Source organism: Cellulomonas sp. P4_B5_2 (genome assembly GCF_056402235.1).
Genome location: NZ_JBFUHU010000052.1, coordinates 1 through 14,265, shown reverse-complemented (window position 1 = coordinate 14,265; position 14,265 = coordinate 1). Strand labels below are relative to the sequence as shown.

Here is a 14,265-nt window from a genome sequence, read left to right as displayed (position 1 = left end):
CGGTGGCGGTGCCGGCCGAGATGCGGGCGACGGGGCGCTTGGCGGTGCCGGCCAGGAACGGCTCGCCGGACTGCAGGCGGCCGCCGTCCAGCAGCTGGTGCCAGGTGGCCAGCACGGCGGCGCCCGGGGACACGGCCGGCGGCTCGGCGGCGGGCACGTCGGGCGCACCCACGYGGGTGCCGTCCCAGCCGCCCAGCTGGTCGAGCTCGTCGTGCACGGCCCCGATCGTCTGCAGGCCGAGCTCCACGCCCAGGGCGTCGGCGAGCCGGTCCAGGACCCGGTGGTCGGCCATCGAGTGCGACACGAGCGCCTGTGGGAACGGGCGCGGGCGCCCCTCCCACGTGACGAAGGTGCCGGGCTTCTCGGTCGGCGGCGCGACGGGCAGGACGACGTCGGCGCGGTCGGTGACCTCGGAGTGCCGGACCTCGAGCGAGACCACGAACGTGGCCCGGTCGAGCGCCTCGCGGGCGATGGCCGGGTCGGGCAGGTCCGCGAGCTCCAGCCCGCCGACGACGAGGCCGCCGAGCAGACCGGCACGGGCGGCGGCGAGGATCTCGGTCGTCGAGCGGCCCGGTTCGGCAGGCAGGTGGTCGACGCCCCAGGCGGCGGCCAGGTCCACCCGCGCGGCCGAGTCGGCGACCGGACGGCCGCCGGGCAGCAGCGAGGGCAGCAGACCGGCCTCGACGGCGGACCGCTCCCCCACGCGACGGGGGATCCAGGCCAGCCGCGCGCCGGTGCGCTGCGCGAGCCGCAGGGCGGCGGAGAAGCCACCGGGCACGCCCGCCAGGCGCTCCCCGACGAGGACGAGGGCGCCGGCGGTGCCGAGCAGCGTCGCGGTCTCCGCGAGAGCAGGGTCGGTGCCGATGCCGTCGAGCACCTCCGCCTCGGTGCCGGGCGCGGCGGGCAGGAGGGTGCCGGAGAGTCGCTCGAGCCCGCGGCTCGCCAGGGCGGCGACCGAGAGCACCCGGAGCTTGCGGGAGACGACCGAGTCGCGCAGGCGCAGGAACGCGATGCCCGCCTCCTCCTCGGCCTCCAGTCCGACGAGCAGCACCGCGGGCGCGCGGTCGAGGTCGGCGAACGTGACCTCGAGGGTGCGGCCGGCGACGTGGTGGCCGAGGAAGGTCTCCTCCTCCGCCGAGTGCGGGCGGGCGCGGCCGTCGACGTCGTTGGTGCCCAGGGCGACCCGGGCGAACTTGCCGTACGCGTAAGCGTCCTCGAGCGTCAGGCGGCCACCAGGCAGCACCGCGACACCAATCGCGGTGTCGCGCGGGTCGTCCGGCTGCTGAGCCGCACGCAGGCCGGCGGCGGCGACGTCGAGCGCCTCCACCCAGCTGGCCGGCTCGAGCTCGCCGTCGGCGTTGCGGACCAGCGGGGTGGTGATGCGGTCCGGCGCCGACTGCCACGTGAACGCGAAGCGGTCCTTGTCGGTGATCCACTCCTGGTTGACCGTCGGGTCCTCGCCCGCCAGCCGGCGCAGCACGACGCCGCGGCGGTGGTCGATGCGGATGGCAGAACCCTGCGAGTCGTGCTCGCCGATCCCGGGGGTGGACACCAGGTCGAACGGGCGGGACCGGAAGCGGTACGCCGCGCTGGTCAGGGCGCCGACCGGGCAGATCTGCACGGTGTTGCCGGAGAAGTACGACGCGAACGGACGCCCGGAGGTGTCCTCCGCGGACGCGCCGAGCGGGGCCTCGCCGACGAACCCGAGCACGTTCGTGTCGAACGTGCCGATCTGCTGGTTGGCGCCGCGCTTCTGCAGGTCGATGAAGACGTCGCCGGCGATCTCCTCGGAGAACCGGGTGCAGCGCTGGCACAGGATGCAGCGCTCGCGGTCCAGCAGGATCTGCGTGGAGATGGCGATCGGCTTGGGGAACGTGCGCTTCACGTCGACGAAGCGGGTGCTGGCGCGGCCGTTGCTCATCGCCTGGTTCTGCAGGGGGCACTCGCCGCCCTTGTCGCAGACCGGGCAGTCGAGCGGGTGGTTGATGAGCAGCAGCTCCATGACGCCGTGCTGGGCCTTGTCGGCCTCCGGCGACGTGTGCTGCGTCTTGACCTGCATGCCCGGCGTGGCCTCGAGCGTGCAGCTGGCCTGGGGCTTGGGCATCTTGGCCAGGGCGCCGTCGCGGCCGGGTGCCCAGACCTCGACCAGGCACTGGCGGCACGCGCCGGCCGGGGCGAGCAGGGGGTGGTCGCAGAACCGCGGGATCTGGATGCCCAGCTGCTCGGCGGCACGGATCACCAGGGTGCCCTTGGGCACGGCGGTCTCGATGCCGTCGACCGTGAAGGTCACCAGGTCACCCTCGGGTGCAGCGGGCGCGACCGGCGCGGCCGGGACCAGCGAGGTCGTCGGCCCGGAGGACAGGATCGTCATGCGTGCACCCCAGCGAGCTCGTGCTTCGGTGTGTAGGCGAACAGGGAGCTGTTCTCCGGCGGGAAGAGGACGTCCGCCGGGGTGTGCGTCCCCGCCACGAACTCCTCCCGGAAGTACTGCACCGCCGAGGTGATCGGGCTGGTGGCGCCGTCCCCCAGGGCGCAGAACGCCTTGCCGAGGATGTTGTCGCACAGGTCCAGCAGCAGGTCGATGTCGGCGAGCGTGCCCTGCCCCGCCTCGATCCGCTGCAGCACCTGCGTCAGCCAGTACGTGCCCTCGCGGCACGGCGTGCACTTGCCGCACGACTCGTGCTTGTAGAACTCCGTCCACCGCGTGACCGCGCGGACCACGGAGGTGGTCTCGTCGAAGATCTGCAGCGCACGGGTGCCCAGCATCGAGCCGGCCGCGCCGACCGACTCGTAGTCCAGCGGGACGTCGAGGTGCTCGGCCGTGAAGATCGGCGTCGACGACCCGCCGGGCGTCCAGAACTTCAGCTCGTGGCCCTCGCGGATGCCGCCGGCCATCTCCAGCAGCTCGCGCAGCGTGATGCCCAGGGGGGCCTCGTACTGCCCCGGCCGCGTGACGTGGCCGGACAGGGAGAACAGCCCGTGGCCGGTGGACCTCTCGGTGCCCATCGACTTGAACCAGTCGGCGCCGCCCACGACGATGCCCGGCACCGACGCGATCGACTCGACGTTGTTCACCACGGTCGGCCGCGCGTACAGGCCCGCGACCGCGGGGAACGGGGGCTTGAGCCGCGGCTGACCGCGCAGGCCCTCGAGCGAGTCGAGCAGCGCCGTCTCCTCGCCGCAGATGTACGCGCCGGCACCCGCGTGCAGGGTGATCTCGAGGTCGAAGCCGGAGCCGAGGATGTCGGTGCCGAGGTACCCCTTGGCGCGGGCCTCCTCGATCGACTTCAGCAGGCGGCGGTAGACGTGCAGCACCTCGCCGCGTACGTAGAGGAACGCGTGGTGGCAGCCGATCGCGTAGCTGGTGATGATCATGCCCTCGATCAGGTGCTGCGGGCTGGCCATCATCAGCGGGATGTCCTTGCAGGTCCCCGGCTCGGACTCGTCCGCGTTCACCACGAGGTAGCGGGGTCCGCCGTCGGGCGCGGGCAGGAAGCCCCACTTCATGCCCGTCGGGAAGCCGGCTCCCCCGCGGCCGCGCAGGCCGGAGTCCTTGACCATGGTGACGACGTCGGCGGCCGGCAGGCTGAGCGCCTTGCGCAGGCCCCGGTAGCCGCCGGCGTCCTCGTACGAGGCGAGCGTCCAGGAGCGGTCGGCGTCCCACGTGTCCGTGAGGACCGGGGTGAGGGTCGTCGCCATCACGACTCCTTCGCGTCGTCGGAGGACTGCTTCTTGCGCTCGGCGGCGGGCGAGGTGTCGGCCGGGGTGGTGACCGGGCGCTCGGCGCTCGACTGCTCACCGCCGACCTTCGGCTCGGTGCTGCCGGCGGGTGCCGCCGTCGTGCCGGTCGGGAGCTCGGGAGCCGTCCAGTGCTCGGCCCGGGCCAGCTCGACGCCGCGCAGGGTCGGCGCACCGGCCCCGACGCCCTCGTCGGCCCGTCCGTCGCCGAAACCGGCCAGCACGCGGGACATCTCCTTGAACGAGCAGACGCTCGCTGCCCCACGCGTGGGGACGACCGCCTTGCCGGCGGTGAGGTCGTCGGCGATCTGCCGGGCGCTGTCCGGGGTCTGGTTGTCGAAGAACTCCCAGTTGACCATCACGACGGGTGCGTAGTCGCAGGCCGCGTTGCACTCGACGCGCTCGAGGGTGATGACCCCGTCGTCGGTGGTCTCGTCGTGCCCGATGCCCAGGTGGTCCGAGAGGTCCTCCCAGATGGCGTCGCCGCCCATGATCGCGCACAGCGTGTTGGTGCAGACGCCGACCGTGTACGTGCCGTTGGGGTGCCGCTTGTACTGCGTGTAGAAGGTCGCGACCGCGGACACCTCGGCGGTGGACAGGCCGAGGTGGGCCGCGCAGAACGCGATCCCGCGGGGGCTGACGTAGCCGTCCTCGGACTGCACCAGGTGCAGCATCGGCAGCAGGGCCGACCGTGCCTGCGGGTAGCGGGCGACGATCGCGTCCGAGTCCGCCGTCAGTCGCGCGTGCGTGTCCGCGTCGTACGCGGTCTTGTGGGTCCTGCCGGTCTCGATCGACATCAGCGGTCCACCCCTCCCAGCACCGGGTCGAGGGACGCGACGGCGACGACAACGTCGGCCACCTGCCCGCCCTCGCACATGATCGACGTGGCCTGCAGGTTGTTGAAGCTCGGGTCGCGGAAGTGCGCGCGGTACGGCCGCGTCCCCCCGTCGGACACCAGGTGCACGCCGAGCTCTCCACGAGGGTGCTCGACCGTCTGGAACACCTGGCCCGCCGGCACGCGGAAACCCTCGGTGACCAGCTTGAAGTGGTGGATCAGGGCCTCCATCGAGGTGCCCATGATCTCCCGGATGTGGTCGAGGGAGTTGCCCATGCCGTCCGACCCGATGGCCAGCTGCGCGGGCCAGGCGATCTTCTTGTCCTCGACCATGACCGGCCCGGGGCCCATCTTCTGCAGGCGGTCCAGGGTCTGCTCGACGATCTTCATCGACTGGTAGCACTCCTCGACGCGGAGCACGAGGCGCCCCCAGGAGTCCGCCGACTGCGCCACGGGGACGTCGAAGTCGTACGTCTCGTACCCGCAGTACGGGTTGGCCTTGCGCACGTCGTAGGGCAGCCCGGCCGACCGGAGCACCGGCCCGGTGATCCCGAGCGCCATGCAGCCGGACAGGCCCAGGTAGCCGACGTCCTTGAGCCGCAGGTGCAGGATCGGGTTGGCCATCATCAGGTCTTCGAGCTGCTTGAAGTAGCCGCGGACGAGCACCAGCGCCTCGCGGATCGTGTCGATCGCGCCCGGCGGGATGTCCTGCGCGACCCCGCCCGGACGGATGTACGCGTGGTTCATGCGCAGGCCGGAGATCAGCTCGAAGATCTTGAGGATCTCCTCGCGGGCGGTGAAGCCCACGGTCATGATCGTCGTGGCGCCCAGCTCGTTGCCGCCGGTGGCCAGGCAGACGAGGTGCGACGTGATCCGGTTGAGCTCCATCATCAGCACCCGGATGACGGTGGCCCGCTCGGGCACGTCGTCGGTGATGCCGAGCAGCTTCTCGACCGCGAGGCAGTACGCGGTCTCCTGGAACAGCGGCGCCACGTAGTCCATGCGCGTGCAGAAGGTCACGCCCTGGGTCCAGGTGCGGAACTCCATGTTCTTCTCGATGCCGGTGTGCAGGTAGCCGATGCCCGCGCGGGCCTCGGTCACCGTCTCGCCGTCGATCTCGAGCATGAGCCGGAGCACGCCGTGGGTCGACGGGTGCTGCGGGCCCATGTTGACGACGATCCGCTCCTCGCCGAGGCGGGCGGCCTCCTCGGCGATCTCGGACCAGTCGCCGCCGGACGCCTCGAACGAGGGGACGCCCTCGGTGTCGGCGTCGACGACGTGCGCGGTGGAACGGGGTGTCTGGGTGGTCATCGGTACGACCTCCGCTGGTCCGGGGGCGGCACGGTGGCGCCCTTGTACTCGACCGGGATGCCCCCGAGGGGGTAGTCCTTGCGCTGCGGGTGGCCCGGCCAGTCGTCGGGCATCTCGATGCGGGCCAGACCCGGGTGTCCGTCGAAGATCAACCCGAAGAAGTCGTAGGTCTCGCGCTCGTGCCAGTCGTTGGCCGGGTACACCGACACGGTCGACGGCAGGTGCGGGTCCGAGTCGGAGACCGCGACCTCGAGCCGCAGCCGACGCGAGTGGGTCACTGAGACCAGGTGGTAGACCGCGTGCAGCTCACGGCCGGCGTCGTGCGGGTAGTGCACGCCCGAGACGCCGAGGCTGAGCTCGAACCGCAGGTCCTGGTCGTCCCGGAGCACCTGCGACACCTCGACGATGTGCTCGCGCGCCACGTGCAGCGTGAGCTCCTCGCGGTCGACGACGACCGACTCGACCGCGGCCGCGTAGGTGGTGCCGGACTCGTCGAGCACCTCGGTGAGGATGTCCACGACCTCGTCGAACCAGCCGCCGTAGGGCCGCTCGCTGGGGCCGGGCAGCGCGATCGCGGTGACGAGCCCGCCGTAGCCGGAGGTGTCGCCCGAGCCGGTGGCACCGAACATGCCGCGGCGGACGTCGACGACCTCGATCTGGGTCCGCCCCTCGGCGGGGACGTTCTGCGAGCCGGCCTCGAGCGCGGCCTCGCTGGTCGGCTGCGCGGCGGTCGTCGAGTCACTCCCGCCACCAGGCTTCGCGGCGTCGGCGGCGTCGGTCTTCTCGGTCACTTGAGCAGCCCCGTCATCTGCGACGTCGGCGTCGCGGCCAGCGCGGCGGCCTCGGCGGCCGCGGCCGCCGCCTTGCGGTTGCCGCCGAGCGGCTCGTTCTCGATCTGCTCGTGCAGCGCCAGGATCGCGTTGATGAGCATCTCGGGCCGCGGCGGGCAGCCGGGCAGGTAGATGTCGACCGGGATGATGTGGTCGACGCCCTGCACGATCGCGTAGTTGTTGAACATGCCACCGGAGCTGGCGCAGACGCCCATGGAGAGCACCCACTTCGGCTCGGACATCTGGTCGTAGACCTGACGCACCACGGGCGCCATCTTCTGGCTCACGCGACCGGCGACGATCATGAGGTCCGCCTGTCGCGGGGATGCGCGGAACACCTCCATGCCGAACCGCGAGATGTCGAACCGGCTGGCGCCGGCGGCCATCATCTCGATGGCGCAGCACGCCAGCCCGAACGTGACCGGCCAGAGCGACGCCTTGCGGAAGTACCCCACGAGGTCCTCGACCGTCGTGAGCAGGAACCCCGACGGTGCCTCTTCGATGCCCATCTCAAACCTCCTGGGGAACAGCAGCGATCAGTCCCACTCGAACCCGCCGCGCTTCCACTCGTAGACGAACGGGACCGTGATGAGCACGAGGAAGCCGATCATCGCGACCAGCCCGAACAGGGCCAGGTCCGCGAAGCTCACGGCCCACGGGTAGAGGAAGACCACCTCGATGTCGAAGACGATGAACGTCATCGCGACCAGGTAGTACTTGATCGGGAAGCGGCCGCCGCCGATGGCGTGCGGGGTGGGCTCGATGCCGCACTCGTACGCCTCGAGCTTGGCGCGGTTGTACCGCTTGGGTCCCAGGATCACGCTCGCGCCCACGCCACCGAGGGCGAGCACGGCGGCGATGCCCATGAGGAAGAGCAGCGGGACGTACGGGTTGTTCATCGTGCGTCACTCCACTTCTTTGTGGTCGGCGGCCTCATGCGGCCGGGGCGATCCGCGCCAGGCCGGCGATCACCCGGTCCACCAGGTCACCGCCCTTGGGCTCGTAGCAGTCGGAGAGGAGCTTGAGCACGAACTTCATGACGAGCGGCCGCGGCAGACCGTACCGCGTGCACACCCGCATCACCTCGGGGTGCTCGATCAGCCGGACGAACACCCGGCCGAGCGTGTAGTAGCCACCGAGGTCGTCCTTCATCCTGCCCTGGTACGTGGCGAACGCGCGCTCCCGACCGGCGGCGGTGCCGCGGGCGAGGCCCTGGGAGATGGCGTCGGCCGCGACCCGGCCGGCCTGCAGGCCGTACGCGATGCCCTCGCCGTTGAACGGGCTGATCATCCCCGCGGAGTCGCCCGCGAGCAGGAGGCCGTTGCCGTAGAGCGGTCCCCGGTTGAACCCCATGGGCAGGGCCGCACCCTTGACCGGCCCCACCTGGTTGTCCGGGGTGAACTCCCACTCGGCGGGCACGTGCCGCATCCAGGTGGCGAACAGCTTCTTGTAGTCGACCTTCGTCGGCGCCGCCGTGGAGGCCACCGAGCCGAGCCCGACGTTCGCGGTGCCGTCGCCGAGCGAGAAGATCCAGCCGTACCCGGGCATCAGGTTGCCGTCGTCGTCGCGGAGCTCGAGGTGGCTCTCCATCCACGGGTCGTCGTGCCGCGGTGTCTGGAAGTAGGTGCGGACCGCGACGCCCATGGGGCGGTTCATGCGCTTCTCCAGGCCCATCCCGGTCGCCAGCCGGGCGGAGACCCCGTCGGCGGCGATGACGACCGGCGCGCGGTACGTGACCGTCTCGCCGTCGACCTTGGCGTGCACCCCGACGACCCGTCCCGAGCGCTCGTCGCGCACCGGTCCGGTGACGTTGGTGCGCTCCTGCAGCTTGGCGCCCGCGGACCGCGCGTGGTCGGCCAGCGTGTGGTCCAGGGACATCCGGGACTTGGCGAGCCCGTACGAGGGGTAGCTGGACAGCTCGGGCCACGCCAGCTCGAGGCGGTGGCCGCCGCCGATCACGCGCAGCCCCACGTTGCGGATCCAGCCGTCCTGCTCGCGGATGGGCAGCCCCATCCGCACCAGCTCGGCGACCGCGCGGGGCGTCAGGCCGTCCCCGCACACCTTGTCCCGGGGGAACTCCGACTTCTCCAGGAGCAGCACGTCCAGGCCCGCGGAGGCGCAGTGGAACGCGGCGGCTGACCCCGCTGGGCCCGCGCCGACGACGATGACGTCCGCGTCATCCATCGCTGCATCAACCACTGGGGACCCCACTTGTGACGTTGTTCACGCACTGCTCCGGCGAGTGTAACCAGCGCCCCAAGGGCTGTCTGCGAAGGCTTTCCTAACCTCGCGGACGAGGGTGTCGAACTCGCTGTGAACTGCTGGTCGACCCCATGAAGAATCCGCCGAAGAGGGCAGGCGACGACCATTGTTCACCCGCGCCGCCCAGCCGGACAGAGGCCGGCGCGCGCGGGTCCCGAGGCGTCAGTCGTGCGTGGGGTGCCGACGACGACCGGCGGCGGTCAGCAGGACACCGAGCCCGACCGCGCCCGTGGCCGCGGCGAGTGCACGCGCTGCGTCGAGGCCCGTCCGCGCCAGGTTCCCGCTCGGGGGTCGCGCGCCCCCGGGAGCCGCCACGGTCCCGGGCCCGGTCTGCACCAAGGACACGGTCGAGAGCACCGAGGTCGTGTCGAGCCGGACGGCGCCCCGCGCCGACGTGCTGACGGTCACGACGAGCGAGATGCGCACCGCGGCGCCCGCCGGCAGCGCAGGACCTACCCACAGCTCCCCGCCCACCGCGGGGGTGCCGTCGATCGCGAGGCTGAGCTCCCCTGCGAGGCGGCCCGGTGCCGAGCCGAGGTCGTCCGCGACGGTGAGCTGGACCCGGGTCGGGAGCTCGGAGCTGTTGCGCACCCAGAGCTCCGACGTGATCACGTCGCCGGGCACCGCGAACTGCGGGACGTCGAACACCTCGTCGGGCAGGGACCCCGACCAGTGCGTGCCGTCGGAGGAGAGCTCCAGCTGCTCCGCCGCCTGGGCCGGCATCGCCATCGCGCCGACGGTGACGAGCACCGCGCCGATCACGGTCAGGCTGCGACCGACGCGCCCGGTCACGAGGTGCCGCGCTCGATCCGTGCAGCGTCGCCCTCGTCGGCGCGCGCCGGGTCGTCCGGCCGTGCGCGGAGCTTGTCCCGCAGCCCGCCCAGCAGGAGCACGACGCCGTAGCCGATGAGCAGGCCGGCCGCGGTCCTGAGCAGCCAACCGGGCCGGTTCACACCGACCCACAGGTTCACGTAGCCGAGGTACGGCAGGTCGTAGGCCACGACGCCGCGCACCTGGACGTCCGTGACGGGTTCGGTGTCGGGAGCCGGGTTCGCGTCGCCCCGCAGCGTGAGGACGGTCTCACCGTCGCCGCGGGTACCGACACCCACCACCCGGTGCGTGACGACCGTCGGCTCGCCCGACCGGAGCTGGTACGTCACGACGTCACCCATCGCGATGCCCTCGAAGGGCACGGGACGCACCACGACGAGGGAACCCGGCGGGATCGCAGGCGCCATGCTGCCGGTGAGCACCGTGTAGGGCGTGGCGCGCRGCAGAGCCGGCACCACGATCATCGCGAGGGCGACGACGACGACCGCGCCGAGGGCCACCGAGCTGAGGACCGTGCCCACCCGCGACCACGGACCGCGTCGCGTCGTGGCGGGCCCAGGGGTGGGTTCGGTCTCGATCCGGGTCACGGTGTCGCTCATGGGGTGCAGTCCAGAGCCTGGTACTGGAAGAAGAAGAAGAAGACCTTCGTCTTCACGTAGACCGAGTCGCTGTTCGAGGGCACGGACGTCCACGTCGCCGCACCGGGCGCGGTCGGTGTGTAGCGGGTGGTGACGTTCGCGACGACCGCCCCGTTGTGGGAGCCGGGAAGCGAGGTCGGGGTCAGGTTGGTGGTCAGTGCGGCCCCGGCGTCGATCGACCCGTTCCACACCGGTCCCGCCTGGGTGAAGCTCACCGTGTAGCCGTACGCGGTGGGTGCGGCGGGGCTTGCGGCGCCCCAGGTCACCGTGACACCGGTGTCCCCGTTCTCCGTGCAGACGAAGCCGGTCGCCGGGGGCACCGTGGCAGCCCCGCCCGTGGACGACAGCGCGGTAGCACTCACGACCCAGAAGGCCCACGCGGCACCGACCGGCACGAGCACGAGAGCGAGGACGACGACGAGCACGGAGAGGCCACGTCGGCGCAGAGGGGAGTCCATCCGGCGGTCCTCCTTCGTGTCTCGTGGTCGAGTCGGGGTGCGGTTCTCCGGCCAGCCGCTCAGTACGTGGGCTGGTTTCGCGCGGACCCGGTCACCTGGATCGAGAGCGGGCGCCCCTGGCTCGCGCTCGGCGCGGTCGGCGACAGGGTCACGGTCACGCACACGTCGACCGACGTGCCGGTGGCGTACGTCGTGGTGGACCACGCCCCCGGGGTGATCGGGGTGGTCCCGCAGACACCGGGACCCGTGCTGGTGGTCAGGGCGAACGTCGTGTCGGGTGCGAGCGCGCCCGACGCCGCCACCGCGACGGCGTAGTTCCAGCGGCCGTTGCCGGAGTGTGTGAGCCTCACCGTCCCGACCCGGGACTGGCCCGGCCACATCTGTGTCGTGGACAGCGGGCTGGTCCAGGCCGCTGTCAGGCCGATCGTCCCGGAGCTGATCGTCGCGTTGCTGTCGAGCGGCCTCGAGCGCGCCCAGGACCCGTAGGCCGTCGCGCTGCCCACGAGGAGCAGTGCGACGGCCACGGCGGCCACGGCGGGGGCGCGGGTCGACAGCCTCATGTCATCAACCCCTGATCAGATCCCGGACGACGGACGTCAGACGGTCTGGTTGAGCGAGATGGTCGTCTTGGAGAGATCGACCGACTGCGTGGTCCCGTTCTGGGCGTCAGCCGTTCCGAACGGGAACTCGACCTCGACCTTGACGTCCACCTGGAACGTGAGCGCGGCGGCGCCCGGGTTGGTGACCGTCAGCGAGTCGTTGGTCGCAGCCACGACCACACCGGCGGGCAGCGTGCCGACCACGGTGACCAGCGGCGTGAGGACCAGCTTGTCGTCCAGCACGTTGGCGGGGTTGACCGGCGTGTGCGCCGTCTTCGTCGGCACACCGTTGACCATGAGCTGCGCCTTGAGTCGGTCGCCCTGCGCGGTCACCGTGTAGCGCTGCGTGAAGACGACCGTGTCGCCCGGCACGATGCGCGAGGTCGCCGGCACGAACGTCTGGCCGCCGGTCTTCCAGGTCCAGGCCGCGGACGCCGCGACGGGCGCGAGGTCCAGGTTGCCCGCCGTGACGGTGGTGTTGGAGTCCAGGTCCGAGGAGTCGGTCCAGTACGCCATCGTGCCCGCGCCGCCCAGCAGCAGTGCCACTCCCGCGCCAACCGCGATGGCGCCCTTCGTCGTCTTGCGCATGTCCGTCCTCCCGTAGCCGTGGCCGGCGAAGACGACCGGCGCAGAGGCTCTCGGCAGTAGGCGCGCGGAACTGAGCGGTTGAGAACCGTCATCATCCGAAGGTGGAGAGTCACGCAGGGGCTACCACCCCAACACTTCGGAGGCCAGAGGACGAAGGCGCGCGAACCGGACCGTTCTGGGGCTACGCCGAACGGGCGATGCCCTCTGCGGCCGGACGGGTGCCGCGGTGCAGGGCGACGATGCCGCCGGAGAGGTTCCGGTAGGCCACGTGGGACCACCCGGAGTGCTTGATGAGCAGGCCCAGGGCGTTCTGGTCCGGCCACTCGCGGATGGACTCCGCCAGGTACACGTACGCCTCGGGCTCCTTGGAGACCGCGCGGGCGACGGGCGGCAGCGCCCGCATCAGGTAGTTCTGGTAGATCACCCGGAACGGCGTGAAGGTGGGGCGGGAGAACTCGCAGACCACCAGTCGACCACCCGGCTTGGTCACCCGCAGCAGCTCACCCAGGGCGGTCTCGACGTCCTGCACGTTGCGCAGGCCGAACGACATGGTCACCGCGTCGAACGACTCGTCGGCGAACGGGAGGTGCAGCGCGTCGCCGGCGACGAACGCCAGGTCGGGGCGCCTGCGCTTGCCCACCTCGAGCATGCCGACGGACAGGTCGCACGCGACGACGCGGACGCCCGCGTCGGCCATCGGCTCCGACGACGTGCCCGTGCCGGCGGCGAGGTCGAGCACGGTCTCGCCGGGCTGGGCGCCGACGGCCTTGAGGGTCGCCTTGCGCCAGGCACGGTCCTGACCGAGCGAGATGACGTCGTTGGTCCGGTCGTAGCGGTGGGCCACCGCGTCGAACATGGCGGCGACGTCCTGGGGGTCCTTGTCGAGGGAGGCACGGGACATGTGTCCATCGTCGCAGGTCCGGCGCGCCCCTTCGACAGGGAGCACCGGCGACCGAGGCATACGCTGGTACCGATGAGTACGCAGACCTCCGCCCCCGCGGACGCGGTCCCGTACCCGCTCGTGGTCCGCACGGTCGCGCTGGACGCGCTCGGCGGGACGACCGATGCGGTGAACACGGACCCCCTGGACCTGCTCGGCCTGCTGCCGTCGCAGGCGCCGCTCGCGTGGGTGCGCCGGGGCGACGGACTGGTGGCGTGGGGCGAGACCCTGCGCATCCCCGTCAGCGGACCGGACCGGTTCGCCGACGCCGAGCGCGCCTGGCAGGACGTCCTGGCGCACGCGATCGTGCGGGACGAGGTCCAGCTGCCCGGGACCGGGCCGGTGGCGTTCGGCTCCTTCGCGTTCGACGAGGACTCGCCTGCGGGAAGCGTGATCGTCGTGCCGAGCGTGATCGTCGGCCGCCGCGGCGGTCGCACGTGGCTCACCTCGATCACCACAGGCGCCCGGCTGGGTGCGGCGCCGAGGCTCGCCGACGTCGTCGGGCCGCGGGTCCCGCCCGTCGACCCGGGGACGGTCGTCTACTCGGACGGCGCGGTGAGCGCGGACGGGTGGCGCGAGGTGGTCGCCCGCGGGATCGCCGCGATCAAGGCCGGCGAGGTGGACAAGGTGGTGCTGGCGAGGGACGTGCACGCGCGCACCGAGAACCCCGTGGACGCCCGCTGGGCCCTCGAGCGGCTGGCCGTGCAGTACCCGTCCTGCTGGACGTTCAGCGTCGACGGCATGATCGGCGCGACGCCCGAGCTGCTGGTCCGGTCCGAGAAGGGCCTGGTCACCTCGCGCGTGCTCGCCGGCACGATCCGGCGCACCGGGGACGACGCGGCGGACATGGCCCGCGCCGCGATCCTCGCGCACTCCTCGAAGGACCTCGAGGAGCACGAGTACGCGGTGACCTCGGTGGCGCACGCGCTCGAGCCGTTCTGCTCGTCGACCAACGTGCCGGACGTGCCGTTCGTCCTGCACCTGCCCAACGTCCTGCACCTGGCGTCGGACGTCACCGGCGTCCTCACGGCTCCGAGCGGCGACGCGGCGCACCCGTCCTCGCTCGCGCTCGCGGCGGCCCTGCACCCGACGGCCGCCGTGTGCGGCACGCCGACCGCGGCGGCCCGCGAGCTCATCCGCAGCATCGAGGGCATGGACCGCGCCCGGTACGCCGGGCCGGTCGGCTGGTTCGGCGCCGACGGCGACGGCGAGTGGGGCATCGCGCTGCGCTCGGC

At 72.0% G+C, this 14,265-nt stretch carries 15 protein-coding genes; 1 reads left to right on the top strand and 14 read right to left on the bottom strand.

All coding sequences use genetic code 11. The annotated features are described in order from the left end of the window. The 14 genes from AC1DUQ_RS05540 to AC1DUQ_RS05475 form a co-directional block, all read right to left on the bottom strand. Positions 1 to 2,371, bottom strand: a 2,371-nt coding sequence (locus AC1DUQ_RS05540; protein WP_477073492.1) for an NADH-quinone oxidoreductase subunit G, incomplete at its 3' end; no start/stop codon positions are given. After that, entirely contained in the window at positions 2,368 to 3,699 is a 1,332-nt protein-coding gene (nuoF, locus tag AC1DUQ_RS05535; protein WP_477061320.1) for an NADH-quinone oxidoreductase subunit NuoF, read from the bottom strand. The genes AC1DUQ_RS05540 and nuoF, both read right to left, overlap by 4 nt. Then, entirely contained in the window at positions 3,699 to 4,535 is an 837-nt protein-coding gene (gene nuoE / locus AC1DUQ_RS05530) for an NADH-quinone oxidoreductase subunit NuoE (RefSeq protein ID WP_477061319.1), read from the bottom strand. Before nuoE ends, nuoF begins: the two co-directional genes overlap by 1 nt. Next, a complete protein-coding gene (locus AC1DUQ_RS05525) occupies positions 4,535 to 5,884 on the bottom strand; it encodes an NADH-quinone oxidoreductase subunit D (protein ID WP_477061318.1) in 1,350 nt (449 codons plus the stop codon). Before AC1DUQ_RS05525 ends, nuoE begins: the two co-directional genes overlap by 1 nt. After that, positions 5,881 to 6,675, bottom strand: a complete 795-nt coding sequence (locus AC1DUQ_RS05520) for an NADH-quinone oxidoreductase subunit C (protein WP_477061317.1) — start codon at positions 6,673 to 6,675, stop codon at positions 5,881 to 5,883. Before AC1DUQ_RS05520 ends, AC1DUQ_RS05525 begins: the two co-directional genes overlap by 4 nt. Then, positions 6,672 to 7,223 (bottom strand): NuoB/complex I 20 kDa subunit family protein, encoded by a 552-nt coding sequence (locus tag AC1DUQ_RS05515; RefSeq protein ID WP_421743496.1) that lies wholly within the window; start codon positions 7,221 to 7,223, stop codon positions 6,672 to 6,674. Before AC1DUQ_RS05515 ends, AC1DUQ_RS05520 begins: the two co-directional genes overlap by 4 nt. A gap of 27 nt (positions 7,224 to 7,250) precedes the next feature. Beyond that, on the bottom strand, positions 7,251 to 7,613 hold the full coding sequence (locus AC1DUQ_RS05510; protein ID WP_477061316.1) for an NADH-quinone oxidoreductase subunit A: 363 nt from the start codon (positions 7,611 to 7,613) through the stop codon (positions 7,251 to 7,253). Positions 7,614 to 7,647: 34 nt separating this feature from the next. Further along, complete coding sequence (locus AC1DUQ_RS05505) at positions 7,648 to 8,898, bottom strand: geranylgeranyl reductase family protein (protein ID WP_477061315.1); 1,251 nt, start codon at positions 8,896 to 8,898, stop codon at positions 7,648 to 7,650. A 240-nt stretch (positions 8,899 to 9,138) separates the two neighbouring features. Then, a complete protein-coding gene (locus AC1DUQ_RS05500; RefSeq protein WP_477061314.1) occupies positions 9,139 to 9,768 on the bottom strand; it encodes a hypothetical protein in 630 nt (209 codons plus the stop codon). Continuing rightward, positions 9,765 to 10,406 carry a signal peptidase I gene (locus tag AC1DUQ_RS05495; RefSeq protein ID WP_477073491.1) on the bottom strand — a complete coding sequence of 214 codons (642 nt, stop codon included), beginning with the start codon at positions 10,404 to 10,406 and terminating at the stop codon, positions 9,765 to 9,767. Before AC1DUQ_RS05495 ends, AC1DUQ_RS05500 begins: the two co-directional genes overlap by 4 nt. Continuing rightward, positions 10,403 to 10,903, bottom strand: coding sequence for a hypothetical protein (locus tag AC1DUQ_RS05490; protein ID WP_477061312.1), 501 nt, complete (start codon positions 10,901 to 10,903; stop codon positions 10,403 to 10,405). Before AC1DUQ_RS05490 ends, AC1DUQ_RS05495 begins: the two co-directional genes overlap by 4 nt. Before the next feature lie 59 nt (positions 10,904 to 10,962). Next, on the bottom strand, positions 10,963 to 11,463 hold the full coding sequence (locus AC1DUQ_RS05485; protein ID WP_477061311.1) for a hypothetical protein: 501 nt from the start codon (positions 11,461 to 11,463) through the stop codon (positions 10,963 to 10,965). Between the two features lie 36 nt (positions 11,464 to 11,499). After that, positions 11,500 to 12,090: an alternate-type signal peptide domain-containing protein gene (locus AC1DUQ_RS05480; protein WP_477061310.1), complete on the bottom strand. Its 591-nt coding sequence runs from the start codon at positions 12,088 to 12,090 to the stop codon at positions 11,500 to 11,502. A gap of 181 nt (positions 12,091 to 12,271) precedes the next feature. Next, positions 12,272 to 12,991, bottom strand: coding sequence for a demethylmenaquinone methyltransferase (locus tag AC1DUQ_RS05475; RefSeq protein ID WP_477061309.1), 720 nt, complete (start codon positions 12,989 to 12,991; stop codon positions 12,272 to 12,274). Positions 12,992 to 13,063: 72 nt separating this feature from the next. Between AC1DUQ_RS05475 and AC1DUQ_RS05470 the strand changes: the two genes are divergently transcribed. After that, a partial coding sequence (locus AC1DUQ_RS05470) for an isochorismate synthase (RefSeq protein ID WP_477073490.1) occupies positions 13,064 to 14,265 on the top strand: 1,202 nt, incomplete at its 3' end.

Coding starts and splice junctions, on each gene's coding strand:
- AC1DUQ_RS05505 (WP_477061315.1), bottom strand. CDS start 8,898: ATGGATGACGCGGACGTCATCGTCGTCGGCGCGGGCCCAGCGGGGTCA.
- AC1DUQ_RS05485 (WP_477061311.1), bottom strand. CDS start 11,463: ATGAGGCTGTCGACCCGCGCCCCCGCCGTGGCCGCCGTGGCCGTCGCA.
- nuoF (WP_477061320.1), bottom strand. CDS start 3,699: ATGGCGACGACCCTCACCCCGGTCCTCACGGACACGTGGGACGCCGAC.
- AC1DUQ_RS05490 (WP_477061312.1), bottom strand. CDS start 10,903: ATGGACTCCCCTCTGCGCCGACGTGGCCTCTCCGTGCTCGTCGTCGTC.
- AC1DUQ_RS05525 (WP_477061318.1), bottom strand. CDS start 5,884: ATGACCACCCAGACACCCCGTTCCACCGCGCACGTCGTCGACGCCGAC.
- AC1DUQ_RS05480 (WP_477061310.1), bottom strand. CDS start 12,090: ATGCGCAAGACGACGAAGGGCGCCATCGCGGTTGGCGCGGGAGTGGCA.
- nuoE (WP_477061319.1), bottom strand. CDS start 4,535: ATGTCGATCGAGACCGGCAGGACCCACAAGACCGCGTACGACGCGGAC.
- AC1DUQ_RS05510 (WP_477061316.1), bottom strand. CDS start 7,613: ATGAACAACCCGTACGTCCCGCTGCTCTTCCTCATGGGCATCGCCGCC.
- AC1DUQ_RS05515 (WP_421743496.1), bottom strand. CDS start 7,223: ATGGGCATCGAAGAGGCACCGTCGGGGTTCCTGCTCACGACGGTCGAG.
- AC1DUQ_RS05475 (WP_477061309.1), bottom strand. CDS start 12,991: ATGTCCCGTGCCTCCCTCGACAAGGACCCCCAGGACGTCGCCGCCATG.